This window comes from Marinobacterium aestuarii, from assembly GCF_001651805.1.
Lineage (GTDB): Bacteria > Pseudomonadota > Gammaproteobacteria > Pseudomonadales > Balneatricaceae > Marinobacterium_A > Marinobacterium_A aestuarii.
On the sequence record NZ_CP015839.1, the window covers coordinates 1716950 to 1742472 of the forward strand.

Genomic DNA, 25523 nt, shown 5'->3' on the forward strand with positions numbered 1-25523 from the left:
GTATCGGCGGCGTGCCCCGGCTGTTGAGTGAAACCTATTCATGCAAAATCCGCCTGGCTGTTGCGCCTGGGGCGCCGCGTCTGCTGAGAGTTTGCCAGGGTGCGGTTGCGCCCGGCGCCTTTGGCGGCGTAGAGCGCCTTGTCGGCCAGCTGCATGACTTCATCGCTGTGCAGCTGTGCAGGTCCGCGCTCGCACAGGCCAATGCTGATGGTGACCCGAAGCGCCTTGTCCGAGCCTTGGGTTGACCTCTTGGCGGGCGTGCCTGTCTGACGCTGTTGGCGGCCCGCCTTGGCATTTTCGGTGCGGTTGGGCTGGCGCAGATGCAGCGGGTAGCCGGCGATGGCTTCGCGCAGCTGTTCGAGATAGGGCAGAGCCTCGGCCTCGGTTTTGCCGCGAAATAGCACCGTGAACTCCTCGCCGCCGTAGCGGAAGACCCGTCCGCCACCGCCTACCTGCTTGAGTTGAGATGCCACCATGCGTAACACTTGGTCGCCGGCGTCGTGGCCGTGGCGATCATTGAACTGTTTGAAATGATCGATATCCATCATGGCCAGGGTATAGCGCTGGCCCAGGCTGCTGAGCTGCTCCTGCAGCGCCCGGCGTGCCGGCAGGCCCGTCAGCTCATCAATAAACGCCAGATGGTGAGAGTGTGAGACCAATGCCTGACACAGTATCAGCTGGATACAGGTGAACAGCAGCGGTGAGATGTGCGTCAGGTCAAACCAGAAAAACAGTGCCGGCATGATGAGCAGAGATACGAACAGTGCCGCATCGGCGCGGGTGCGGCGCAGCGATAACACCAGGGCGCTGAGTACAAAGGTCAGCCCAAATAGCCAGGCGGCGCCTTCACTGAGGTAGTGACCTGCGACGAGCAGTTCGAGCAGCAGCATGGGCAGGTATCCAAGCCAGTAGCCCAGAATCTGTTGCTGCCATAGGAACCCGAGTATCAGGTAGGTGGCCAGGGGCAATAGCAGGCGCAGCCAGGCACCAGGGTTGAGCAGGCCGCGCTCGGGCGCGAGGCAAATCACGAATTGGTTGATGGGCAGCAGCAGGGACAGCAGGCTGAACAGCACGTAATTGTCGGGTCGTTCCAGCGGGGTCTGCAGGCAGAGCTGGATAAGTGCGTAGACGCCCAGCAGATTGAATGCGGCGAACAGCAGCCGGCTCTGGTTAAACATAAACCCCAGCAGCAGGTTGGCAGCACCGAGCAGATAGGGCAGGGTGACAATCAGCAGTTGCAGTTCCGGGGACAGGCGGCTCAGGTTGCTGAATAGCACCAGTGTCGCCATGAGCATCAGGGCAAAGGGTGCGATAAGCAGGCGAAGCACTTGTATCGTCACAAACGCACTATCCTTCATATAGTGTGCGCTGATCCTAGCAGACTCTGCCGGTCTCCGGGAGACTGTACTTCACTTTGTCGCGTTATCAATCAAGCCTGCGGCGGCGAGGCATCAATGCCGTTGTGTATCGGTCTCCCTGGTTGCTCCGGGTGGGCTGATCAGTCCTCGCGGGCCAGTCCGTATTCTCAGGAGCAGTTGCCAGAAAAGGCTGCCGGGCTCGAGCAGAGATCTCGCTGTTGCAGGAGGCAATATGAAAACGATTAGCAAGATTCTGGTCAATGTCGAAGAGCATCACGATAGCGCCGAGGCGATCGCCAAGGCCGTTTGGCTGGCGGAACGCTCGGGCGCGTCTATCGAGTTGTTTTGCTGTTGTTTCAACCTTTCGGTACGCAACGGCTACCTGTTCGATCAGGAGGCGGGTCTGCACGCGCAGCATGGCTATTTGCGCCAGGTGGAAGAGCGCTTGCTGGCAATCGCCTCGAGCCTGCAGAGCCAGGGGCTGAGTGTGGAAGTGGATGTCGCCTGGGATCGGCATCATTGCGATGGCGTTCTGCGCAAGGCGCAGCGCTACGACCCCGATCTGCTGATTCACCAGATTGGTGTCCACAGCCGGCTGGGACACTACTGGATGGCGCACCATGACTGGCAGTTACTGCGGCAATGTGCGGTGCCGATGTTGCTGGTCAAGGCGCATCAGTGGGGCCGTATACCCCAGGTGGCTGCCTGTGTCGATCCGTTTCACGAGTGCGATGCGCCGGCGGAACTGGACCGCGGCATTCTGAATCAGGCCTGTGTGCTGGCGCGCCTGGCCGATGGCCGTATGCATGTGGTACACAGCTTTCAGACCCTGCCGCAGGCGGTGATATTCGATGAACATGTTGTGACGGATTATGCCGCGCTGCAGCGAAAGGTCGTGCAGCAGCATGCCGATGCGCTGCAAAAGATGCTGGATGAGCTGGTGCATATTGACGCTGAAAACGTGCATCAGTTGCAGGGGGAGAGCCATGTCACCCTGCCTGCGTTTGCCGCGCAGCACAAAATTGATGTGATGGTGATGGGGTCGGTTGCCAGAGGCTTTCTGGACAGGTTGCTGCTGGGCAGTACCATTGAGCGGATCTTCGATCACCTGGACTGTGACGTGCTGGCGGTCAAGCCACCGGGCTTTGGTTCGCCCTGACCGAGAGTGTCGCCGCCGCGACGACAACTACGGGGAATGCAAAAGGCCCGCGCATTCGCGGGCCTTTTGCTATAGCGGCTGCTTGGAGATCTCAGAGGTCGAAGGTGGCCCATATGGGTGCATGGTCGGACGGCTTTTCCATGGCACGAATCACATAGTCGATATCTGCGTCTGTGCACAGGCTTGCCAGGGGTGCCGTCGCCAGGATGGCGTCAATGCGCAGGCCGCGTCTGGGCTCGCGTTCAAAGCCGCGGCTGCGGTAATCAAACCAGCTGAAGTGTGCGTTGTCGTCGGGCTTGTGCAGTCGGTAGGTGTCTTGCAGGCCCCAGCCCTGAAGACGTTGCAGCCACTCGCGCTCGACGGGCTGAAAGCTGCTTTTGCCATCGCGCAGCCAGCGCTTGCGGTTGTCTTCGCCAATGCCGATATCAATGTCTTCGGGGGAGATGTTCAGGTCTCCCATCACTACCAGCAGCTCGGCCGGGTCGCAGTGCTGCTCCAGGTGGGCCTGCAGATCCGCGTAATACTTGCGTTTGGCGGGGAACTTGGTGGCGTGGGCAATGTTCTCGCCCTGGGGGAAATAGCCGTTAATGACCGTGACCTCGGTGCCGTTCTCACTGGCGTAGCGGCCGATGATCAGGCGCTTTTGCGCATCTTCATCGTCCGTCAGGAAGCCTTTTTGCACGCTGAGCGGGGGCTGGCGCGAGATCAGGCAGACGCCGTAGTGGCCTTTCTGACCATGAAACTCCACGTGGTAACCCAGGGCTTCGATGGCTTCGATAGGGAACTCGGGGTCTGAAACCTTGGTTTCCTGAATGCCGATAACATCCGGCTGGTGGGACTCGATCAGCGCGGCCAGCTGGTGCAGGCGGGCGCGTATTCCATTGGTATTGAATGAGACCAGCTTCATGCCTGACGGTACTCCTGATGACGGGCGGCGCAGCAGTGTAGCATGCCCGTTTGGCGGGCTCATCCCTGCAAATATAGCCGGGCGCTATTTCCGCTTTAGCGGCAGGCTATTGGCCTCTGGAAGGTGAAATCTATAGAGTAGGTCGCCACAGACACTGAGCAGCGAGAGGGAGGCCAGAGTGGCGGAATATGATTTTGATCTGTTTGTAATTGGAGCCGGGTCCGGCGGTGTGCGAGCGGGTCGCATGGCGGCTGCCATGGGAGTGCGGGTCGGCATCGCCGAAGACCGTTATCTGGGCGGCACCTGTGTGAACGTCGGCTGCGTACCGAAAAAACTCTATGTCTATGCCTCCCACTACGGCGACGATTTCTCCGAGGCGCGGGGTTTTGGCTGGCAGACAGAAAAGCCCCGTTTTCGCTGGGAAACGCTGCGCGACAACAAGAGCAAGGAAATCGAACGTCTCAACGGCATTTACCGCAATCTGCTGGTGAGCTCCGGCTGCACCCTGATCGAGGGGCGGGCACGCATTGTGGATGCCCATACAGTGGCGGTGGGGGATGATCACTACAGTGTTGAGCGCATTCTGGTCGCGACCGGCGGCTGGCCCTTCGTGCCTGATATCGACGGTCGCGAGCATATTACGACCTCTAATGAAGTCTTCGATCTGGACACTTTTCCCGAGCGTGTTCTCGTCGTGGGCGGTGGCTATATCGCGGTGGAGTTCGCCGGCATCTTCGCAGGCCTGGGCGCCAAAACCCATCAGATCTATCGCGGTGAGCTGTTCCTGCGCGGCTTCGATCAGGAAGTGCGGGAGTTTGTGGCCGAGGAAATGCGCAAGAAAGACGTCGATCTGAGGTTCAATACCGATGTGAAGCGCATTGAGAAGGCGGCGGATGGCAGTCTGCGGGTTGAGCTGAAAGACGGTGGAATACTGGAAGCGGACTGCGTGCTCTATGCCACGGGTCGGGTGCCGAACGTGACCAATCTGGGGCTGGAAAAGGTGGCGGTACGCCAGCGCGACAATGGCGCCATTATCGTCGATGACCAGTTCCAGACCGGTGAAGCGTCGGTTTATGCCCTGGGTGATGTGACGGATCGCGTCCAGCTGACACCGGTGGCACTGGCCGAAGGCATGGCGCTGGTGCGCAACCTTTACGATGGCAAGGCGGAAAAGGTCGACTACGACCTTATTCCCACGGCCGTATTCTGCCAGCCCAATATCGGCACTGTGGGGCTGAGTGAAGAGCAGGCCCGCGAGCGTTATAGAGCTATCGACGTCTACAGCTCCAGCTTTCGTGCCCTCAAGCACACTTTGAGTGGCAGCGACGAGCGCACGCTGATGAAGATGATCGTGGATTCCGCCACTGATCGGGTCGTTGGCGTACACATGGTGGGCGGTGATGCCGGAGAAATTATTCAGGGCATTGCAATTGCCATGAAGGCCGGTGCCACCAAGGCGGTGTTCGACTCCACCATCGGTATTCACCCGACGGCGGCAGAAGAGTTTGTCACCATGCGTCAGAAGACCCGCTAGCAGCCTGTCGGGCTTGGCCGATCGTAGCGAGGGAAAGACCGTTTTGAGGCAGTTTTTTAGCTCTTTTGAGGCAAATAGTGGTTCTATTTAACAAAAAAGAGGACAAAAAATGACCAAAGTCGGCTTTTCCGCAGTAGATCAGTGTTAAGTCCGACAGGCTGCTAGTCTGCTGACCTGATCAGGGCCGCCCTCCGTGGGCGGCCCAGTCTGTCTGATTCAGGCTAATCCCCTTGATCTGGGCAAAGACCTGATCACCGACACTCAACCCCAGCTCAGATGCGGCCCAGAGCGTGATATGTGCCCACAGACGGTGGCTGCCAATGCGCAGCTGCACCGCCATCTGATGACCGCTGGCATCCGGCTGCAAGGCTTCGATGCACGCCGGCAGCACATTGCGAATACTGCTGTGCTGCGCCCGCGTGCGCACAATGGAAATATCATTGGCACGAATGCGCAGTCGTACCTGTTGCCCCGCCGGCACCTCGATGCTGCGCACCCAGAGCGGCAAACCTTCCCCCAGTGACAGCTGCGTCATCTGCCACTTTGGCTCCTGGGACAGCGCCCTGGCGTTTAGTACGCTGCTCACCTCTTCTGCTGCAAACCAGGGGCGCATCTGCGCCGATCCCCATACTTCTTCCAGCGGCCCCTGCAGAGGGGCGCGGCCCTTGTCCAGCAAGACCAGGTGATCTGCCAGGCGCAGCACCTCATCCAGACTGTGGCTGACATAGAGGATTGGGAGTCGGATTTCGGCCGCCAGGCGCTCAAGATAGGGCATCAGCTCGCGTTTGCGCGGCAGGTCGAGGGAGGCCAGCGGCTCGTCCATCAGCAGCAGGCGTGGCTGGCTCAACAGGGCGCGACCTATGGCGACGCGCTGACGTTCACCGCCGGACAGGGTCGCCGGCGCTCGCTGCAGCAGCGGGCCTATGCCCAGCAGCTCGATTACATCGGCAAACTGTTGCGGGTCGGGCTTGCGCGATCCATAGCGCAGGTTGCCTTCCACGCTGTAATGCGGAAAGAGGCGGGCATCCTGAAACACGTAGCCGATCCTGCGCTGCTCCGGGCGCAGGTGAATATTGCGGCGGCTGTCGAACAGTACTTCGTCGCCCAGGGCGATACGGCCCCGGTCCGGGCGAACAAGGCCGCTGAGCATGTTGATCAGGGAGGTCTTGCCGGCGCCTGAGCGGCCAAAGATGGCGCTGATACCCTGCAGTGGCAGCTGGATATCCAGCTGCAGGTCGAGATCCCCCTGGCGCTTGCCGATACAGATACTCAGCATGTGCCCTCCAGCCGACGGCGGGTCAGGCGGGCCAGCCATTCGGAAAACAGCAGTGCGGCCAGTGCCACCACTATGGCGATTACGCACAGGCGGGCGGCTTCGGTTTCGGCGCCGGGGGTCTCGATAAAGCTGAACATGGCCAAGGGCAGGGTGCGGGTTTCACCGGGAATATTGGAGACGAAGGTGATGGTCGCGCCAAATTCGCCCAGGCAGCGGGCGAAGGCCAGCACGGTGCCGGCCAGAATACCGGGCAGTGTCAGGGGCAGGGTAATGGTGGCAAAGACACGCAGCCGACCAGCGCCCAGGGTGTGGGCGGCGTCTTCGAGGCGGCGGTCAACCGCCTCGAGTGACAGCCGGATGGCGCGTACCAGCAATGGGAAGGCTACCACGGCGGAGGCCAGCGCCGCGCCGCGCCAGCTGAAACTGAAGCTCAGGCCAAAACTCTCGTACAGCCAGCCCCCGATGAGGCCCTGGCGGCCCATGCCAATCAGCAGCAGATAGCCGATCACGACCGGTGGCAGCACCAGTGGCAGGTGAATCAGGCTATCCAGCAGGGCCTTGCCCGGAAAACGCCCGCGGGCCAGCAGCCAGGCCAGCAGAATGCCGGGCGGCAGGCTCCAGAGTACCGCGACGCTGGATATCTTCAGGCTGAGCATCAGTGCCTGCCATTCGTATTCGCTCAGCATCTAGCGGACCTCAAAGCCGTAGCGGCGAAAAATGTCGGTGGCCTGAGGTGTGCTCAGGAATGCCAGCAGCTCGCGGGCGGCGGGTCTGTCTGCGCTGCGCACAATGGCGATTGGATAGTCGATGGGGCTGTGACTGCGGGCCGGGAACTCGGCCAGAACTCGCACCCTGGCGCTGGCGGCATCGCTGCCATAGACGATACCCAGCGGTGCTTCGCCGCGCTCGACCAGCGCCAGGGCGCCGCGCACATTGTTGGCCCGTGCCAGGCGCGGCTCGGCCACCGGCCAGAGCCCGAGCCACTGCAGTGCTTCTTTGGCATAACGCCCGGCAGGTACATGATCGGGGTCGCCCAAGGCCAGGCGGCTGTCGCCCAGTGCGCCGGCCAGATTCCAGTCCTGATCCAGTTCAACCGGCACCAGGGCGCTATTAGTGCCTGTGACCAGCACCAGGCGGTTGCCGAGCAGAGTGCGACGGCTGTCATCGGCCAGTACGCCGGTCTCGGTCAGATAATCCATCCATTGCAGGTTGGCCGAGATATAAAGGTCCGCCGGCGCGCCCTGGGCGATCTGGCGGGCCAGTGTTGATGAAGACGCATAGTTGGCGATGACTCGGGTCGGGTGGGTCTCACCGAAGGCGGCAATAACCGCGTTCAAGGCATTGGTCAGGGACGCGGCCGCATAGATGCTGAGGGATTCTGCGCTGCGGGCGGGGAGGGATGCCAGGCTCAGCAGCAGGCTGAGCAGTACAGCGATGGGTTTCAGGCGCATGGTGGACTGTCCGGCAGAAAAAGGTGTGAGGACCTGGTGGCAGGCGCGGGGTTGGGGCATAGGGTATCGATATATATCAAGGTATATAGCGCTGTGCAAGTGCGTCGCACTGCGGTGTGCTTTTTACGCGCGGCTGTTTGCCCTTGTTGCCATGGCTTGAGGTTTTGGCTGCGACGGGCACAATGGGCAGCCAGTGTATCGGTCAAGATGTGCTGAAATGGAGGCGTATGGAACTTGAGGTCGTATTGACCCTGCTGCAGGACAGCAAGCTGCTGGCAAACCCCAAGCGTATCGCCCTGTTGCGTCAGATCGGGGTCACGGGGTCTATCAGTCAGGGCGCGAAACTGGCGGGGCTGAGCTACAAGGCTGCCTGGGATGCGGTTAAGGAGATGAATCAGCGCAGTCCCGAGGTGCTGGTCGAATCCGCCGTGGGTGGGCGCGGTGGCGGTGGGGCCGCGCTGACCCGCCGTGGCGCCCGTTTTGTGCAGCTGTATGAGTTGCTGGAGCAGGTGCAGGGACAGGCGCTGGTGGCGCTGGAAGACGACAGCATCCCGCTGCACAGTCTGCTGGGGGTCATGGCGCGGATGTCGCTGCAAACCAGCGCCCGCAATCAGTTTTTTGGTGTGGTCGAGCGTATTGAGTCGATGGGTCCCGATGAGCGTATTTTCACAGCCCTGGCCGATGGCACCCTGCTCTGCGCGAGTATTACCCGGCGCAGCCGCGAACGTCTGGCACTGTTGCCAGGCAAGGATGTGCTCTTGTTGCTCAAGGCCCCGGCCATCGAACTGATTACAGACGCAGCGCAACTCTCTGATCCTGGGTTGAATCGGCTTGAAGGCAGGCTCTTGGGGCTGGAAGACTGTGGCCAGAGTATTGAGCTGCAGGTGCGTCTCAAGGGCGGCGACGAGGCCTGTGCCCTGGTGTCGCGTGATCAGGCCAGGGGGCTCTTGCCCGGGGACACTGTGCGCTTGCGCTTTGCACCGGAGCAGGCGCTGGTGGCCGCGCTGACCTGACCGGCCTTGAACTGTACTCAGTGGGTGGTGGGCCAGGGCGCCTGCATTGAGCACGATTCTATTAAGCCGTGCCGAATGTAGTGCAGGCTTTTAGTTGCCCGCTTTGGGCCTGCCCGGCAGCGGGCTGTTATCAGGCGGGAGTTTCCGGTATCGTTGCCGCACACTTTGTGCATCGAATTGAATGGCCTGAGACTGAAAAAAGCATGATCATCCAACCGAAAATCCGCGGCTTCATCTGTACTACCACCCATCCCACAGGATGTGCCCAGAACGTGCGCGAGCAGATCGAATATACCCGCCAGCAGGGCACTGTTGAAAATGGTCCCAAACGTGTGCTGGTGATAGGCGCGTCCAGCGGTTATGGACTGTCATCCCGTATCGCGGCGGCCTTTGGTTCGGGCGCCGCCACCATTGGTGTATTTTTTGAAAAGCCGGCGACAGAACGCAAGACCGGCACAGCCGGCTGGTACAATTCGGCTGCTTTCGAGCAAGAGGCGCATGCTGCCGGCCTTTACGCCAAGAGCCTGAACGGTGATGCCTTCTCCCATGACGCCAAGCAGAAGGTTGTGGAGCTGATTCAGCAGGATCTGGGGCAGATTGATCTGGTGGTTTACTCCCTGGCATCGCCTGTGCGCAAAATGCCGGATAGCGGTGAAGTGGTGCGCTCGGTGCTCAAGCCCATCGGCGAGACCTACCGTTCAACCGCTATCGATACCAACCGCGACTGCATCATCGAGGCTGAAGTTGAGCCTGCGACAGAGGAAGAAGTGGCCAACACCGTCACCGTCATGGGCGGTGAAGACTGGGAACTCTGGCTGCATGCGCTGAGCGATGCCGGCGTGCTGGCAGAAGGCTGCAAGTCGGTAGCGTACAGTTATATAGGTACCGATATCACCTGGCCGATATATTGGGATGGCGCCCTGGGCAAGGCCAAGCAGGATCTTGATCGCGCCGCAACGGCACTCAACGGCCTGCTGGCAGCCAAAGGCGGTCAGGCCAATGTGGCGGTGCTTAAGTCCGTCGTGACTCAGGCCAGTTCTGCCATTCCGGTCATGCCGCTGTACCTGTCCATGGTGTTCCGCATCATGAAGGCACATGGCGTCCACGAAGGCTGCATGGAGCAGGTAGCGCGTCTGTTCACTACGGGTCTGTGCGGTGGCAGTGCCAAGATGGATGAGGGCAACCGTTTCCGCCTGGATGACTGGGAGCTGCGCGATGATATTCAGAGCGAATGCCGCGCCCTCTGGCCCCAGGTCACCACCGAGAACCTGTTTGATCTCACCGACTACGCCGCCTACAAGGCCGAGTTCCTGAAACTGTTCGGCTTCGGTTTGGATGCGGTGGATTACACCGCCGATGTGGACCCTCAGGTTCCCTTCGACGTTATCGATATCTGAACGATAACGTCTGAGATTGCTTCACACACCAGGCCTTGCAGTCTGGTGTGCTAAGCAGTGATACGAATGTAAGATGGCAGGGATGCCACCGTTGGGCGCACCATTGGAGTGCGCCTGCTATTCTGCGTAGGCAGTGAATTTAAAGGGACTTTCAGGATGAAGCGGATCTTTGCTGGTACTCGTCTGAGCCAATGTATCCTGGTCGCAGCAGGGTTGCTGCTGGCGGGCTGTTCAGGGGTGCAGCATCAGGGTGTCGGGTCGGCGCAGGACGGCGCGCCGGGTGGCAAGCAGCATATGGCTGAGGTCAGCGCTGCGGCTTCTGATGCAAGAGTGGCGGTACCCAGCCTTGCCGGCACCCGCTGGCAGGTAAGGCGGGTGGCTGATCAGCCGGTACCCGCATCGATCAATTCCACCGTTCAGTTTGATGATCAGGGGCATGTCTTCGGCTCTGCCGGCTGCAACCGGTTCACCGGTACCTATGCGCTGGACAGCGGTGGCTTGCGGGTCGAGCGTCTGGCCACGACCCGCAAACTCTGTTTCTCTGCCATCATGTACCAGGAAGAGGCGTTACTGCGCGTGCTGCGCGGTGCCGAGCGTGTCTATCTGCTGGCGGATGAGCTGATTCTGGAGTCGGCCCGCGAGCGGGGCCTCAGTCGCATGATTCCTCTGCCGGAGGCGGCTGTGTCGCCGCACACAACCCGCCCTGATTCAGGCATTGATGCCTGACATGGGCGCGTCATGGGTGATCGCTTCGATCACCCAGTCGTGGAACGCTTTCATGCCGTAACTCAGCGCGCGGCCCTTGGGGTACACCAGGAAAAAGGCATTGCCGCTGTCCAGCACCAGGTCGAAAGGCTTGGCCAGCTGGCCGTAGCGTACTTCTCGCTCCACCAGTTTTTCATCACCCAGGGCAATGCCCACGCCCTCCATCGCGGCCGACATGGCCAGGGATGTGCTTGAGAATGTCATGACACGGCCAATGTCGGTGCTGCTGACGCCGGCCTGGCGCAGAATGCGCGGCCATTCGTCGGGCCTGTCGGCGACTCTGATCAGGGTGTGGCGCTTGAGGTCTTCGGGGGTGTTGAGGGGCTTGGCGCCGGTGAGCAGCGCAGGGCTGCAGACCGGTACCAGACGGACATTGAGCAGGTGGGTGCTTTCGACATCGCGCCAGCCGCCACGGCCAAAGTTGACCGCCATGTCGGTATCGGAGTGATCAAAGTCGATCGGGCCGTAGGCTGCGCTCAGGCGCAGCTCGACATCGGGGTATTCGGTTTGAAACTGACCAATGCGGGGCACCAGCCAGCGGGTCAGAAAGGCGGGAGCCACGCTGATGGTGACCGCTACCGAGTTGGGCGAGGCCATCAGGCGCCGGGTGGCACTGTCGATTTCATCCAGCGCCAGCTGCACCGAGGCCAGGTAGCGCTCGCCTGCACTGGTAAGGCTGACTCTGCGTTTCTCGCGCAGGAACAGGCGTACCTCCAGAAAGTCCTCCAGCGTTTTGACCTGGTGACTGACGGCGGAGGGGGTGACATAGAGTTCATCGGCCGCCTTGTTGAAGCTGCCGTGGCGCGCAGCGGCTTCAAAGCTGCGCAGTGCATTGAGTGGTGGCAGACGACGGATGGTATCTCTCCCTGTCAGGTCGCGCTCAAGGCGCGAATATCGAGCCCCAGTATAGCGCCACCGGGGTGAAGCGTTAATGTCTTTGTCCCGTTGAGTCTCAAAGCCGCCTGGCGGTGGTTGCCAGTGATGCAAAAGTCATCTAGTTTCTTGGCGAGGGGTGTCGGTTTGTGACGTGGGGCCCGCGCGGGTGTTGCGCCCGTGGTAGCAGGTGCGGTTTGCTTTTGCTGCATTGCCTACTGTACGGGAATAGGTGAATCGTTCTATGCTGAGCTGCACCCATTTTCAAAGAATAATCCTAATGCGAGAGTTGCCTATGCCATATTCGCCTGAAATGATTGAAGAGCTGAACATGCTGAGTCGCTTCAATCTGATGACAACCCAGGAAGGTCTCAAGGTACACCACGATGCTGAAGTCGCGGTGGTTTCTGCCACCGCTCGGCTGTTTGAAAAAGGCCTGATCACCCAGGCTGATGGCGGTTACCTGACCGATCTCGGTCGCGAAGCGGCTGAACATGCCCAGTCGGCGCTGATGATCCTGCAGTCGCCACCCTGTAACTGAAATTTGAGTCGCCGGGGGTAACGCTCCCGGCGGACGCTGCATGGAGGGTGAATATTTGCTTTGAAGTTTTGTGCACCTGCGGCACAATAAACAGCGTGAGCCAGAAATGCTGCCTAGAATGGGAGTCACCATTATGGAAACCAAGCTTAAAACCCATCCTAAATTCGTTGAAGCCATGCAGAAGCTGTCTGTGATGACCGAAGAGGAGCGTCTGTCTGAAGAGAACAGGGCATTGTTTGATCAGGCGATCCGTTATGCTCCACTGGATATTCAACCCAAACTTGCAGCGATTCAAAGAAAGTACGAAGCGCTTCACTAGTATTAGCCGTTTACAGCTGATCACGGGCCACCTCAGGGTGGCCCGTTGCATTTGTAGTCCAGAATTTTACCTTTATAAGTAATGCAGCGTTGTTTCCGTACTGTGGAGCTGCGCGGCCTCCTGTCTTTAGTCCCAAGCCCAATGGATGATTATCCTGATTTGATGCCGCTGGCGGTGAATCCGCTTGGCAGGCCAGGCGGCGCTCTACCGGGCGCTCTGGTGTTTGGGCGGCAGGGTGCTTGAGGTGCTGCAAGCGCATGGTGGGGCAGGGCCGAAAGATATTTTATGCAGGAGGGGCTCGACCTGAGTGTCGCAATTGGGCATATTGGGCGCGTTTTGAGGTGCTTGCTCCTTTATCCGCGACCGTGTCTGCCAGATGTCTCTGCAGCGGTGGTATTCAGTTGATGCCGGCCTCCTGGTTCTGTGCCAGGAAGCGATTGGCTGTTCATCATGCCCAGTGTTGGCAATCCGGCCCGTTTGATACGGGGCCAGTGAACTGCCAATTTTTTGTCCCCCTGCGGGACAACCCAAACCTGGGGAGTGAACCACTCCATGCATTGGATACTGCTATGCCTTATTGTGCTGGCGTTTGTATTGATCGTGGCCGAAGACTTTGTCCATATCAATAAAGCCAAGTCGAGCCTGTTTTTGGGAACCCTCGTCTGGCTGCTGGCGTTTATCTTTCCTGAACCCGGTGTCGATGCCGCGACCATTCAGGCGCAACTGAACGAAAACCTGCTGGACATCGCCACCCTGTGGCTCTTTCTGATGGCGGCAATGACCTTCGTGGCCTACCTCAACCAGCAGGGTCTGATTACCCAGATGGTGTACCGCATTCTGCCGGCGCGTATCGGTCAGCGTCAGTTGATGCTCCTGATGGCGCTGCTGGCACTGGCGTTTTCGTCTCTGGCAGACAACATCACCGCATCCCTGATCATGCTATCACTGCTGTCTTCGCTCAAGCTTAAGACCGAAACCGTGCTGAAGTTTGCGGCATTGCTGGTGTTCGCCGTGAACTCCGGTGGCGTATCGCTGATTACCGGTGACGTAACGACCCTGATGATCTTCCTCGCCGGCAAGGTGAGTATCAGCAATCTGTTCATGCTGATTCCTGCGGCGATCCTCGGGGTTATTGTGCTGTTGTTGACGATGCTCGGCGGCACCACGGGCGAGCTGGATATTCCACATTTTCGGCGCCCCATTGGCGGGCGCGACAAGGTCATTGCGCTGCTGTTCGTGCTGACCATCGGCTCGACACTTTTCATGAGCGTGTATTTCAGTGTGCCACCGGTATTGAGTTTCCTGTTTGGGCTCTCGGTGATGTTCCTGATGTATCAGTTTCTCAACCGCAATACGCCCTCAAGCCAGAGTGTGCTGGAGTATATTCGCGAGATCGAGTTCGACACCCTGCTGTTCTTCCTCGGCGTATTGCTGCTGGTGGGTATGCTCAAGGAGCTGTCGGTGCTGGAGCAGCTGCCGGCGCTGTACCAGGTGATGCCGGTCTACGCGGCCAACTATGTGGTCGGTCTGCTGTCTGCGCTGGTGGACAACGTGCCTTTGACTGCAGCCATCCTCAAGTCTGGTATCGACATGGATCGCGCAGACTGGATGGGGCTGACCTATGCCACGGGTGTGGGTGGTTCTCTGCTGATCATCGGCTCGGCGGCGGGTGTTATTGCCATGAGCAAGATTGAAGCCCTCAGCTTTGCGACCTATCTGCGATTTCTGCCGCGTTTGTTGCTGGCCTACAGTGTGGGTTATGTGGCGGTGCTGGCAATCGCAGATGCCATGCTATAGCAGCCTGGCCGTTTGCGTCTGATATCGTTGCGGGTATCAGGGGGAGAGCAGATAAAAGTGCGGGCAGGAGTCGGCGCCTTGGTGCCGACTCCTGCCCGCAATGCAGCAGAGACAGAAGGGGAAGTGTCTCTGCTCCGGTTGAAAGTTTGATCAAGTGGTTTATGGCAAGTTCGGTTGTCACGCGGCAGCGCTGTTGCCGTGTTCCGGGTGGGTTGCCAGAAAGTGTTGCAGTACCTTGCGCAAAACCTCGGCATGGCCTGTATTGCCGCACCGTTCGGCGCGTTTTATATCATCAAGAATGATGCTCTTGATTCGCTGGTCGCCGTGGTGGGATGTCAGGTACTGCCCCAGCGCCATCGCGATCATGGGGTCCATGTGTTCATGTTCCGCGATTGCCTCGATTTCAGCCTCCGTCAAATCGCACATTGCCAAGCATTCTTCATACGTCAACATACCGTGATATCTCCATTGTTTGGGGGAGTTCATCATTATTTTCTTTGCCTTCCCTGAGAGCACTCATGAGTGTAGAAGGGCTTGGCGGTGGTCGCTATGGCAGTTTTCGTATTTAAATTCATGCGTCTGAATCGCTTGTTTATTGCGGTTCATGCTGCGGCTGCAAAGTGAAACTGCGGTGTTTCTCGTTGTGCCCCGTGCTGCTGCGTCTGGGGCGATTGTGCGTTTGCAAAGGCATGGATTTGATTGTCGTCTCAGTCCTTTCGAAACGGCAGCCAGGTCGTCAATTCTTCGATTTGAGCCCGCATGGCATCGCGCTCGGTGCTCATGGCCTTGTTGATGGCGTCGGCGAAGCCCGGGTGCCTGATCCAGTGGCCGGACCAGGTTTCGATCGGCTGGAAGCCGCGCTGGATCTTGTGTTCGCCCTGAGCGCCGGGGTCGAAGCGGGTCAGGCCCTGCTCGATGCAGTATTCGATGCCCTGGTAGTAGCAGGTTTCGAAATGCAGGCTGTCGTAGTCATCCCGGCAGCCCCAGTAGCGGCCGTACAGGGTGGAGCTGCTCTTGAGGGATAGTGCCCCCGCAACGGGCTGGCCGCCTTTTTCGGCGATCACCAGCAGCAGTTGTTCGGGCATGGTCCGGTGCAGCAGCTGGAAGAATTCGGGTGTCAGGTAGCCTGTGCGCCCGCGTTTCAAATAGGTGTTCTGGTAAAAGGCGTAGAAAATGTCGAGTAGCTCGGGGCTAAGTTCGGTGCCTTGAATGCGGCGCAGGCTGATCTGCTGGTCGAGTACCTTTTGGCGTTCGCGGCGGATATTTTTGCGCTTGCGTGAGGCAAATTTTTCCAGGAAATGGTCGAAGTTGCGAAAGCCCTCGTTGAGCCAGTGATACTGGGTGCCCAGACGCAGCGTGAGATTGGATGCTTCCATGCTCTGTCGCAGTCCGGGTTCCACAAAGAGGCCGTGCCAGGATGAGGCCCCAAAGCGCTCAGCCAGCTGTCTGATGGCATCCAGCAGGGCGGGCATCAGGGTTGCTGTCGGTTGGCTGCTGCCAATGCGCGGTCCGGCGGCGGGAGTAAACGGAATGGCAGTGACAAGTTTGGGGTAGTAATCCAGCCCGTGGCGCTGGTAGGCATCCGCCCAGGCCCAGTCGAACACATATTCGCCATAGGAGTGGGTTTTAAGGTACAGCGGCATGACGGCGATGGTGTCGCCGTCCTGTTCGACAGCGATATGCAGGGACTGCCAGCCGGTTTGCGGGCTGACGCTATGGCTGTCTTCCAGAGCGGCGAGAAACTCATAGCGCAGAAAGGGGTAGTCGATGCCACAGAGTCGGTTCCAGGTGTCTGGGCCTATAGCGCCGATGTCGGTGTGAATCTTGAGTTCAAGCATTTTTACCTATACTTCCGTTAATGCCCGGGTGCAGAATATCCGGTTTTGGCGTGGCGAACAGGAGCCCCTAGATGGATGAGCTGGAACTCGAATTTGAACTCCACCCGCAGCTGGCACAGGACTGTATCCCGTTGGGGGACTTTGCGCTCTGTCGTTTGCTGCTGATCAATGATGCCAACTATCCCTGGTTTGTGCTGGTGCCGCGGCGCAGCGGTGTCAGTGAAATTTACCATCTGTCGTCAGAGGATCAGGTGCAGCTGATGCGCGAATCCTGCTTTCTGGCCGAAAATCTGGCTGACGCCTTTGTCGCCCGCAAGATGAATGTTGCCTCTCTGGGCAATATGGTGCCACAGCTGCACCTGCATCACATCGTGCGGTTCGAAAAAGACCCGGCCTGGCCTGGGCCTGTATGGGGCAAGCTGCCTGCGCGCACTTACACTGCGGAGCAGGTTGCGGGTATCCGCAAGAAACTGCAGGCGCTGATGTCCGGTGAGCTGGACTTCGTGCCGCAGCCCGCCTGATAGGCGTCGGCCGACGGCCGCTGTGTCGGTACATGCAGAGGCTAAGGTGCAGGTAAAATTAGCCTGCGCGGGTCTGTAAGCGCCTTTCAAATCAGGTATAATTCGCCGCTTTGTGACGCCTGTTGTGGTGCAAAGGCGGCGTTTTTGCGTCATGTGCTCAGTTGTTATGCTGCCAAGAGCCGGTTTTGGCCTTGAACCCTGCGTCGTGCCGCCCAGAAATGTTGGGTCCCGGGTGAGGTCTGGATTACCGCTTGCCCGTGAGTGGTTTGCTGCTGTGATATCCGGCAGGCGACAGGCACACAGCTAATGGCCGCTTCAGGCGGCGCTATACAAGATTTCGGGGCGCGTCCCCCTATGGTTAATCGACAGGAATTGGAAACTATGCGCAGCCATTATTGCGGTGAGCTGAGAGAAGAACATATCGGCGAAGATGTGACGCTGATGGGTTGGGTTCACCGTCGCCGCGACCACGGCGGGGTTATCTTCCTCGACGTGCGTGATCGTGAAGGCATTTCCCAGGTTGTATTTGATCCGGACCGTGAAGAAAGCTTCAAGCTCGCGGACAGCGTGCGCAGCGAGTTTGTTATCGAACTGCGCGGTACAGTGCGAGCCCGTCCTGATGGCACTCTGAACAAGGATATGTCCACCGGCGGCATTGAAGTGCTGGGCAAGGAACTGATTATCCTGAACAAGGCGGAAACGCCGCCGTTCCAGCTGGACGACCATCAGCAGGTGGGCGAGGACGTGCGTCTGCGTCACCGTTACATCGACCTGCGCCGTCCTGAAATCCAGAACAAGCTGCGCTTTCGCTCCAAGGTGACCAGTGCGCTGCGCACCTACCTGGATGGCCATGGCTTCCTGGATATCGAAACCCCTATCCTGACCCGTGCCACGCCTGAAGGCGCGCGCGACTATCTGGTGCCAAGCCGTACCCATGAAGGGTCCTTCTTTGCGCTGCCGCAGTCGCCCCAGCTGTTCAAGCAGCTGCTGATGGTGTCCGGCTTTGACCGCTACTACCAGATTGCCAAGTGCTTCCGTGATGAAGACCTGCGTGCCGACCGCCAGCCTGAATTTACCCAGGTGGATATCGAAGCCTCGTTCATGAATGAGGAAGAGATCATGGGCATGGCCGAGGAAATGATCCGCGGTGTTTTCCAGAATCTGATGAATGTGGATCTGGGCGAATTCCCCCGCATGCCCTACGCCGAAGCCATGCGTCGCTTCGGTTCGGACAAGCCGGATCTGCGTATCTCCATGGAGCTGGTCGATGTTGCCGACCTGATGGCAACGGTCGACTTCAAGGTCTTCGCAGGCCCGGCCAAGGATCCCAAGGGCCGTGTTGCGGCACTGAAGGTTCCGGGCGGCGCCGTGCTGACCCGCAAGCAGATTGACGACTACACCAAGTTTGTCAGCATCTATGGTGCCCGCGGTCTGGCCTGGATCAAGGTCAATGCGCTGGAAGACGGTGTTGAGGGGCTGCAGTCGCCCATCGTCAAGTTCCTGGGTGAAGATGTCTCCCTGCAGATCATGCAGCGTCTGGGCGCCAAGAACGGTGATATCGTATTCTTTGGCGCCGACAGCGCCAAGATCGTCAGCGAAGCCATTGGTGCACTGCGCATCAAGGTGGCGGAAGATCTGGGTCTGATCGAGCGCGAGTGGGCACCGCTGTGGGTCGTGGACTTCCCGATGTTCGAGGAAACCGGCAAGGGCGGCCTTACCGCGCTGCACCATCCGTTCACGGCACCGAGCTGCAGCGTCGACGAGCTGAAATCCAGCCCTGAAACCGCACTGTCCCGCGCCTATGACATGGTGCTCAATGGTACTGAGCTGGGGGGCGGCTCCATCCGTATCCACGATCAGGCCATGCAGAAGGTGGTGTTCAAGATTCTGGGTATCGAGGACGAGGAAGCGCAGGAAAAATTTGGCTTCCTGCTCAATGCCCTTAAATACGGTGCGCCGCCCCACGGTGGTCTGGCATTCGGCCTTGATCGTCTGGTGATGCTGATGACCGGCTCCGACTCGATTCGTGAAGTTATTGCCTTCCCGAAAACCCAGAGCGCGTCCTGCATGCTGACCGATGCGCCGGGCGAAGTGAGTGCGGCTCAGTTGCACGAACTGAACATTCGTCTGCGCAAGACCCCCTGATAAAAAGTAGTGGCGGGGCCGCTGCGGCGGCTCTGCAGATAGAGGTATATCTATGGCAGGTCATTCGAAATTCGCCAACATCAAGCACCGCAAGGCGGCCCAGGATGCGAAGCGCGGCAAGGTTTTCACCAAGCTGATTCGCGAACTGACCGTGGCATCCAAGGAAGGCGGGCCTAATCCGGACGACAACCCGCGCCTGCGTGCGGCGGTGGACAAGGCGCTGGGTGCCAACATGAAGCGCGATACCATCGACAAGGCGGTTGCGCGCGGTGCCGGCGGCATGGACGGTGAAAGCTACGACGAGCTGACCTACGAAGGCTACGGCATCAACGGCGTGGCGATTCTGGTCGAGTGCATGACCGATAACGTCAACCGTACCGTGTCCCAGGTGCGTGCCGCCTTCAACAAGTTTGGTGGCAATCTGGGTACCAACGGTTCGGTGTCCTACCTGTTCGAGAAAAAAGGCCAGCTCAGCTTTGGTGAGGGCGCGGACGAAGATGCCATCATGGAAGCGGCGCTGGACGTGGGGGCTGAGGATGTGGTCGGCAATGACGACGGTTCTGTGGATGTGTTCACGGCGCCGGCGGATTTCATGACCGTCAAACAGGGTCTGGCAGACGCCGGTTTTGAGTCCGATTTTGCCGAGGTCTCGATGATTCCGGCCACTACGGTGGAGCTGGATGTCGAGACCGCCCGCAGGGTCATGAAGCTGATCGATGCGCTGGATGACCTGGATGATTCGCAGAATGTTTTCCACAATGCGGATATTCCCGACGAGGCGATGGACGGCGACTGAGTCGTTTCGCGTCACGGGCATCCCGCCGGGGCACACCAGGCCGGGGTCAGGATTTTAGTCGTCGTCAGTGAAGCCATTGCGGGCTTGCACGGATGGGGCTGTAAAATCCGGGCTCCGGCCTTTTATTTTGCGCAGCGGTACGCCTGAGTCGGTATCATGGCCCGGGCGCACTCAGGGATAAGCGAATCTGTATGCTGATTCTAGGAATTGACCCCGGCTCTCGGATTACCGGGTACGGGGTGATCAACCATGTCGACGGGCGCAACGAATATGTTGCCAGTGGCTGTATTCGCATCAAGGGCGATGAACTGCCCGAACGGCTGCGGCAGGTTTACGCCGGCGTCAGTGAGATCGTCGAGACCTATTGCCCGCAGGAAATGGCGATCGAGCAGGTTTTCATGGCACGCAATCCGGACTCGGCCTTAAAGCTTGGGCAGGCGCGCGGTGTGGCCATCGTCGCCTGCAGTAATCGGGATCTGCCGGTGTATGAGTACGCCGCCCGCAAGGTCAAGCAGGCGGTGGTGGGCAATGGCGGCGCCGACAAGACGCAGGTGCAGCACATGGTGTCCTATTTGTTGAAATTGCCGGGTCTGCCCCAGGCTGATGCCGCCGATGCCCTGGCCATTGCCATCTGTCATGCCCATACCCGCAGCAGCATGGTGCGCACCCTGGGTGTCTGCGCCAGTCGCAACGGACGCTGGCGCAAATGACCTACCTTGAGTTTGTCTACGCGGCGGACCTTGCCGGTGTCGCCGTGTTTGCCACCACCGGGGCGCTCGCAGCCCAGGGCAAGCGACTGGATATTCTGGGTGTGGTGGTGCTGGGCATTGTGACGGCCCTGGGTGGCGGTACGCTGCGGGACATCACCCTGAATGCTCATCCTGTACTCTGGATCGGCGATACCCTCTATTTGTGGGTGGCCATTCTGAGTGCGGTTGTCGCCTTTGTGCTGTCGCGCTATATCCAGTACCCCAGGCGCATGTTGCTGATTCTGGATGCGCTGGGGTTGTCGCTGTTCGCCATTCTGGGGGCGCAGAAGGCCGTCGCCCTGGGAATGCCGGATGTGGTGGTGGTCATGATGGCGGTCATTACCGGCGTGGCCGGCGGCATGATTCGCGATCTCCTCACAGGTCAAGTGCCGCTGATTCTGCAATGGAACGGTGAAATGTACGCCAGCTGTGCGCTGGTGGGCGCGCTGGTGTATGTGGTGTTCAGCCATGTCATGACCGAGCCCACGCGCTGGCTGGAGCTCAGTGCCATGACCATAGTGTTTGTGTTTCGCATGGCCTCTATTGTGGCGGGCCTGCGGCTGCCCGAGTTTATAGTGGCGGGACACAGGCTGGAATCACCTGAAGAAGCCCGTAATCTGGAGAGAAAAGAGCCGTGATAGGACGTCTGAGAGGGGAGTTGCTGGAAAAGCATCCGCCGCAGTTGCTGGTTGAGGTGGGTGGCGTTGGTTACGAGCTCGAGGCCTCGATGAATACCTTCTATCGCCTGCCCGAGCGCGGCAAGCAGGTGGTGCTCTATACCCACTTTGTGGTGCGTGAAGATGCACAGTTGCTTTACGGCTTTGCCGACCGGGGCGAGCGCAGTCTGTTCCGTGCCCTGATCAAGGTGAATGGCGTCGGTCCCAAGCTCGCGCTGACCATTCTATCGGGTATTGATGCCGACAGCTTTGTGCGGGCGGTGCATCAGGGCGATACCGCATCGCTGGTACGTTTGCCTGGTATTGGCAAAAAGACCGCCGAGCGGCTGATCGTCGAGATGAAAGACAAGCTCAAGGAGCTGCAGGTGTCCGGCGCCGGCGAGTTTCAGTTGTCCGCGCCCGGCGAGCAGGCGCCAGTAGCAGGCCCTGATGCGGCCTCCGAGGCGGAGAGTGCGCTGGTGGCGCTGGGCTACAAGCCGGCTGAAGCCACCAAGGCTGTGAGTCAGGCGGCGCGGCTACTGGATGCCAATGCGCCCTGTGAGGCGTTGATTCGTCAGGCGCTCAAGTCAATGGTCGGGGGGTGACAGATGTCGGACCTGGCGCTGTGGAGTAAGGTTGTATGATCGAAGCGGACCGTTTTATTGCGCCCCAGGCGAGCCCGACGGAGGATGTGCTGGACAGGGCAATACGCCCCAAGACGCTGGCGGACTACGAAGGCCAGCCGCGGGTGCGCGAGCAGATGGAAATTTTCATTGAGGCGGCACGCAAGCGTGGCGAAGCCCTGGATCACACCCTGATATTTGGACCGCCCGGCCTTGGCAAGACCACACTTGCCAATATCATTGCCAACGAGATGAAGGGCGCCATCAAGACGACCTCGGGTCCGGTGCTGGAAAAGGCCGGTGATGTGGCCGCCATGCTGACCAGTCTTGAGCCCGGAGACATTCTCTTTATCGACGAAATCCACCGTCTAAGCCCCAATGTCGAGGAGATTCTCTATCCGGCCATGGAGGACTATCAGCTCGATATCATGATCGGTGAGGGGCCGGCGGCGCGCTCGATCAAGATCGAGTTGCCACCCTTTACCCTGGTAGGCGCCACGACCCGTGCCGGGCTGCTGACATCCCCGCTGCGGGACCGCTTTGGCATAGTGCAGCGGCTGGAGTTCTATGGCGTTGATGATTTGGCGCACATCGTGGAGCGCTCGGCGCGTCTGTCGGGTACCAGTATTGCGCCTGAGGGTGCGCTGGAAGTCGCCCGGCGGGCGCGGGGTACGCCACGTATCGCCAATCGTTTGTTGCGACGCGCACGGGATTACGCCGAGGTTAAGGGTAATGGCGAGATTGACCGGCAGACGGCGGATCTGGCGCTCAACATGCTCAGCGTCGACGAGCGCGGCTTTGATCATATGGACCGGCGCCTGTTGCTGGCGATGATCGAGAAGTTTGGCGGCGGGCCTGTCGGGGTGGATAACCTGGCGGCGGCGATCTCGGAGGAACGCGATACCATCGAGGATGTGCTTGAGCCCTATCTCATTCAGCAGGGCTATATCATGCGCACGCCCAGGGGGCGCATCGTCACGGATCATGCGTATCTGCACTTTGGCCTTGAGGTGCCTGAGCGCACCTCCTGAGCACAAATCGTCGGGCGGACTTTGCCTGTTTCTGGCCGTTTGCGCGCACTATTTCAGGGCGCTTATGGTGGCTGAAATTCTTTTTGCGTTGGTGCTGCACAAGCTGCTTGAATAAATCTTTGCGCCTGCTATTGTGGGCGCAGAATTCGCCCGACTGCCTAAAGGCCCAGGTCCCTGGTCCCTGCCCATCGCGCAAACGACTTTGTCAGCTTACCCTTCTTCACCTCTGCTGCGTGCGCCTGTTAAGGTTGTGCGACGGTGCGCGTGGGGCGGGGTTCGAGCAGTGGGTTTGTTCATTCTGCAGCAAGCTTGTAACCGCTATGATGCGGCGCTCGTGGATATGGCTGAACCAAACAGCATGAGCGCTATCATACAGCGTTCACAGGCAAGTCTGTGGTAGGGTCGTCAGAGGTGTCGGCAGGCGTTTGTAGCCTATTAACCTGTTGTGGTCTGTTCGTTGCTTTCTGCACCGGGTAGTCCGATCTTTCAACCGAGTCAGCCGGCACTTATTGTGATCTGGCGCCTGAGAGGAATTTGTTGTGGTCGAGGAAATGTCGATCTGGAGTCTGGTGCTCAACGCAAGTCTGGTTGTACAGCTGGTTATGCTGATATTGCTGTTGGCGTCCTTCCTGTCATGGATCATGATTTTTCAGCGTCGTCGCGTCTTCAGTGACGCCAGCAAAGGCCTGGCGGTGTTTGAAGAACGCTTTTGGTCGGGCGTTGACCTGGGGCACCTGTTCCGCGAAGTGAATCAGTCGCCGGATCCGGGTAATGGCGCCGAGAATATTTTTCGCTCCGGCATCAAGGAGTTTACCCGCCTGACCCAGCAGCGCAATTACGATCCCGATGCGGTTATGGAAGGCATTCAGCGCAGCATGCGTGTTGCGCTGGCCCGTGAAGAGGAAAAACTGGATCAGCACCTGCCGTTTCTGGCCACCGTCGGTTCGACCAGCCCTTATATCGGCCTGTTTGGCACTGTATGGGGCATCATGAACTCGTTCCGCGGGCTGGCCAATATGCATCAGGCGACGCTGGCATCCGTGGCGCCGGGGATTTCCGAGGCACTGGTGGCGACGGCGATCGGACTTTTTGCGGCGATTCCGGCGGTCATTGCCTATAACCGCTTTTCGTCCAAATCCGAAGGACTGCTTAATCGTTACGAGACCTTCGCCGATGAGTTTTCCAGCATTTTGCACCGTCGCATTCATTCAGCGGACTGATCAGGCAATCTCATGATTAGACGACAGAAGCGCAAGCGCAAACTCAACGCCGAGATCAACGTTGTACCCTATATCGACGTCATGATGGTGCTGCTGGTGATCTTCATGGTCACCGCCCCCATGCTGACCCAGGGTGTGGATGTGCAGTTGCCCAAGGCCTCCGCTGACCCGGTGGACAGCAAGGACAGCGAGCCGCTGATCGTCACGGTGGATGCTGAGGGTCAGTACTACATCAACATCGGTGGTGCCGACCAGTCGGTGGTCAGTGCTGAGGATGTCGGTGAGCGCGTGCAGAAGGTGCTGGCGGCGAATCCGGACAAGATGCTGCTGGTCAAAGGCGACAAGCGCGTTGAATATGACAAGGTGGTCGGGCTGATGGTGCTGTTGCAACAGGCCGGCGCACCCAGTGTCGGGCTGGTAACAGAGTAGGTGTGGACGGTGGATAAGCGCAGTTATCTGGTACCCAGCCTGCTTGCGTTTCTGGTGCATGTGGCTGTGGTGTTGCTGCTTGCCGGTCACTGGTTCGATCAGGCTGATCCGCGGGAATTGAAGCCGCGCCATATTCAGGCGCAGATGGTGGATCTGGGCGCGGTGAGTCAGGCGCTGGAGAAGCAGACCGAGCAGGCACGTCGTGCAGAAGAGGCGCGCAAGAAAGCCGAGCAGCGCAAACTGAACGAACGTGAGCAGGCGCAGGAAAAGCAGCGTCAGCAGGAGCTGGCGGCGCAGGACAAGGCTAAAAAGGCAGAGCAGGCTCAGGAGCAGAAAGTCCGGGATGAGCAGGCGGCAAAGGAAAAGTCGATAAAAGAGGCTGAGCAGAAAGCTGAAACCCAGCGTCAGCAAAAGGAACAGGCTGAAGTTCTGGCGAAGGCGAAGGCCGCTGAGGCTAAGGCTGTGGCTGAATCGAAACAGAAAGCTCAGGAGCAGGCGAAGCTCGCCGCCGAGAAGAAAAAGCAGGTCGAGGATCTGGCGAAGGCTGCGGCGGGCAAAAAAAAGCTGGCTGATGACCAGGCCAAGGTTGCTGCCGAGAAGAAAAAACAGGCTGACGATCAGGCCAAAGCCGCTGCCGAGAAGAAAAAACAGGCGGACGTCGCTGCCAAGGCCAAGGCGGAAACCGAAGCCAAGCGTGTTGCTGAGGCCAAGCGCAAGCAGGAAGAGCAGCAGCGCAAGGACGCCGACAAGGCGCGTGAACTGGCGCAGTTCGAAAAAGAGCTGGCTCAGGAGCAGCAACGCATGGCGGCGGATCGCGCCTCGCAGCAGTTGATGGTGTCGATGACGGATTACATCAACGGCGAGCTGAGTCGCAACTGGCGGATTTCGAGTGCGTTTCGCGACGGTATGGAAGCGGTGGTAGAGATCCGCCTTTTCCCGTCGGGTGAGGTGGACAGTGCCAACCTGGTGAAGAGCAGTGGCGATTCGGGGTTTGACAATGCAGCGGTGCAGGCGGTGTTCAAGGTTGATCGCTTTGTGCGGGTTGCGGAAGTTGATCCGTTGACGTTTGAGCGTAATCTCAGAAAATTCAGAGTTAAGTTCCGACCGGAGGGATTGAGGTGGTAA

The 25523-nt window shown here is 59.2% G+C and carries 26 protein-coding genes; 18 read left to right on the forward strand and 8 right to left on the reverse strand.

What is annotated here, in order from left to right:
* Positions 1–38: 38 nt before the first annotated feature.
* Positions 39–1340, reverse strand: a complete 1302-nt coding sequence (locus tag A8C75_RS07660; RefSeq protein WP_162272097.1) for a GGDEF domain-containing protein — start codon at positions 1338–1340, stop codon at positions 39–41.
* 250 nt (positions 1341–1590) lie between these two features.
* Between A8C75_RS07660 and A8C75_RS07665 the strand changes: the two genes are divergently transcribed.
* Positions 1591–2517 carry a universal stress protein gene (locus A8C75_RS07665; RefSeq protein ID WP_067380278.1) on the forward strand — a complete coding sequence of 309 codons (927 nt, stop codon included), beginning with the start codon at positions 1591–1593 and terminating at the stop codon, positions 2515–2517.
* 91 nt (positions 2518–2608) lie between these two features.
* On the opposite strand, the gene xthA is transcribed toward A8C75_RS07665, so the two are convergent.
* Positions 2609–3424 (reverse strand): exodeoxyribonuclease III, encoded by an 816-nt coding sequence (xthA, locus tag A8C75_RS07670; protein ID WP_067380281.1) that lies wholly within the window; start codon positions 3422–3424, stop codon positions 2609–2611.
* A gap of 178 nt (positions 3425–3602) precedes the next feature.
* On the opposite strand from xthA, the gene gorA reads away from it, so the two are divergent.
* A complete protein-coding gene (gorA, locus tag A8C75_RS07675; protein WP_067380284.1) occupies positions 3603–4958 on the forward strand; it encodes a glutathione-disulfide reductase in 1356 nt (451 codons plus the stop codon).
* 178 nt (positions 4959–5136) lie between these two features.
* On the opposite strand, the gene modC is transcribed toward gorA, so the two are convergent.
* The 3 genes from modC to modA are packed head-to-tail and all read right to left on the reverse strand — an operon-like array spanning position 5137 to position 7685.
* Complete coding sequence (gene modC, locus A8C75_RS07680; RefSeq protein ID WP_067380286.1) at positions 5137–6234, reverse strand: molybdenum ABC transporter ATP-binding protein ModC; 1098 nt, start codon at positions 6232–6234, stop codon at positions 5137–5139.
* The gene (gene modB / locus A8C75_RS07685) at positions 6228–6920 is read right to left on the reverse strand and encodes a molybdate ABC transporter permease subunit (protein WP_067380289.1); all 693 of its coding nucleotides are present in this window, start codon (positions 6918–6920) and stop codon (positions 6228–6230) included. Before modB ends, modC begins: the two co-directional genes overlap by 7 nt.
* Complete coding sequence (modA, locus tag A8C75_RS07690) at positions 6921–7685, reverse strand: molybdate ABC transporter substrate-binding protein (RefSeq protein WP_067380291.1); 765 nt, start codon at positions 7683–7685, stop codon at positions 6921–6923.
* Positions 7686–7912: 227 nt separating this feature from the next.
* Here modA and A8C75_RS07695 point away from each other — a divergent pair, with 227 nt between their 5' ends.
* The 3 genes from A8C75_RS07695 to A8C75_RS07705 all read left to right on the forward strand — a co-directional run bounded on the left by A8C75_RS07695 (position 7913) and on the right by A8C75_RS07705 (position 10821).
* On the forward strand, positions 7913–8698 hold the full coding sequence (locus tag A8C75_RS07695; protein WP_067380294.1) for a TOBE domain-containing protein: 786 nt from the start codon (positions 7913–7915) through the stop codon (positions 8696–8698).
* Between the two features lie 203 nt (positions 8699–8901).
* A complete protein-coding gene (gene fabV / locus A8C75_RS07700) occupies positions 8902–10095 on the forward strand; it encodes an enoyl-ACP reductase FabV (protein WP_067380297.1) in 1194 nt (397 codons plus the stop codon).
* Positions 10096–10251: 156 nt separating this feature from the next.
* Positions 10252–10821: an META domain-containing protein gene (locus A8C75_RS07705; protein ID WP_067380300.1), complete on the forward strand. Its 570-nt coding sequence runs from the start codon at positions 10252–10254 to the stop codon at positions 10819–10821.
* Here the strand turns inward: A8C75_RS07705 and gcvA are convergent.
* Positions 10804–11847, reverse strand: coding sequence for a transcriptional regulator GcvA (gene gcvA / locus A8C75_RS07710; RefSeq protein WP_227819858.1), 1044 nt, complete (start codon positions 11845–11847; stop codon positions 10804–10806). The two genes, A8C75_RS07705 and gcvA, sit on opposite strands and share 18 nt — an antisense overlap.
* 181 nt (positions 11848–12028) lie before the next feature.
* Here gcvA and A8C75_RS07715 point away from each other — a divergent pair, with 181 nt between their 5' ends.
* The 3 genes from A8C75_RS07715 (at position 12029) to nhaD (ending at position 14390) form a co-directional block, all read left to right on the forward strand.
* Positions 12029–12274, forward strand: a complete 246-nt coding sequence (locus tag A8C75_RS07715; protein WP_067380303.1) for a TIGR02647 family protein — start codon at positions 12029–12031, stop codon at positions 12272–12274.
* 133 nt (positions 12275–12407) lie between these two features.
* Complete coding sequence (locus tag A8C75_RS07720; RefSeq protein ID WP_067387080.1) at positions 12408–12593, forward strand: hypothetical protein; 186 nt, start codon at positions 12408–12410, stop codon at positions 12591–12593.
* Between the two features lie 552 nt (positions 12594–13145).
* On the forward strand, positions 13146–14390 hold the full coding sequence (gene nhaD, locus A8C75_RS07725; RefSeq protein WP_067380314.1) for a sodium:proton antiporter NhaD: 1245 nt from the start codon (positions 13146–13148) through the stop codon (positions 14388–14390).
* Between the two features lie 177 nt (positions 14391–14567).
* On the opposite strand, the gene A8C75_RS07730 is transcribed toward nhaD, so the two are convergent.
* Together A8C75_RS07730 and A8C75_RS07735 are read right to left on the reverse strand one after the other, a co-directional pair.
* A complete protein-coding gene (locus A8C75_RS07730; protein ID WP_335622941.1) occupies positions 14568–14816 on the reverse strand; it encodes a hypothetical protein in 249 nt (82 codons plus the stop codon).
* 281 nt (positions 14817–15097) lie between these two features.
* Positions 15098–16228 (reverse strand): GNAT family N-acetyltransferase, encoded by a 1131-nt coding sequence (locus A8C75_RS07735; protein WP_067380319.1) that lies wholly within the window; start codon positions 16226–16228, stop codon positions 15098–15100.
* A gap of 71 nt (positions 16229–16299) precedes the next feature.
* On the opposite strand from A8C75_RS07735, the gene A8C75_RS07740 reads away from it, so the two are divergent.
* The 10 genes from A8C75_RS07740 to tolA all read left to right on the forward strand — a co-directional run bounded on the left by A8C75_RS07740 (position 16300) and on the right by tolA (position 25523).
* Entirely contained in the window at positions 16300–16749 is a 450-nt protein-coding gene (locus A8C75_RS07740) for an HIT domain-containing protein (RefSeq protein WP_067380322.1), read from the forward strand.
* 381 nt (positions 16750–17130) lie between these two features.
* A complete protein-coding gene (aspS, locus tag A8C75_RS07745; protein ID WP_067380325.1) occupies positions 17131–18894 on the forward strand; it encodes an aspartate--tRNA ligase in 1764 nt (587 codons plus the stop codon).
* A gap of 52 nt (positions 18895–18946) precedes the next feature.
* Complete coding sequence (locus A8C75_RS07750; RefSeq protein ID WP_067380329.1) at positions 18947–19690, forward strand: YebC/PmpR family DNA-binding transcriptional regulator; 744 nt, start codon at positions 18947–18949, stop codon at positions 19688–19690.
* 191 nt (positions 19691–19881) lie between these two features.
* On the forward strand, positions 19882–20400 hold the full coding sequence (gene ruvC, locus A8C75_RS07755) for a crossover junction endodeoxyribonuclease RuvC (protein ID WP_067380332.1): 519 nt from the start codon (positions 19882–19884) through the stop codon (positions 20398–20400).
* Positions 20397–21077, forward strand: coding sequence for a trimeric intracellular cation channel family protein (locus tag A8C75_RS07760; protein WP_067380335.1), 681 nt, complete (start codon positions 20397–20399; stop codon positions 21075–21077). Before ruvC ends, A8C75_RS07760 begins: the two co-directional genes overlap by 4 nt.
* Positions 21074–21700 carry a Holliday junction branch migration protein RuvA gene (gene ruvA / locus A8C75_RS07765; RefSeq protein WP_067380339.1) on the forward strand — a complete coding sequence of 209 codons (627 nt, stop codon included), beginning with the start codon at positions 21074–21076 and terminating at the stop codon, positions 21698–21700. The genes A8C75_RS07760 and ruvA overlap by 4 nt, the downstream gene beginning before the upstream one ends.
* 35 nt (positions 21701–21735) lie before the next feature.
* On the forward strand, positions 21736–22749 hold the full coding sequence (ruvB, locus tag A8C75_RS07770) for a Holliday junction branch migration DNA helicase RuvB (protein ID WP_067380342.1): 1014 nt from the start codon (positions 21736–21738) through the stop codon (positions 22747–22749).
* Positions 22750–23288: 539 nt separating this feature from the next.
* Positions 23289–23969 (forward strand): protein TolQ, encoded by a 681-nt coding sequence (gene tolQ / locus A8C75_RS07775; protein WP_120785173.1) that lies wholly within the window; start codon positions 23289–23291, stop codon positions 23967–23969.
* A gap of 12 nt (positions 23970–23981) precedes the next feature.
* A complete protein-coding gene (gene tolR, locus A8C75_RS07780; RefSeq protein ID WP_067380345.1) occupies positions 23982–24398 on the forward strand; it encodes a protein TolR in 417 nt (138 codons plus the stop codon).
* A 9-nt stretch (positions 24399–24407) separates the two neighbouring features.
* The gene (gene tolA, locus A8C75_RS07785) at positions 24408–25523 is read left to right on the forward strand and encodes a cell envelope integrity protein TolA (RefSeq protein ID WP_157890237.1); all 1116 of its coding nucleotides are present in this window, start codon (positions 24408–24410) and stop codon (positions 25521–25523) included.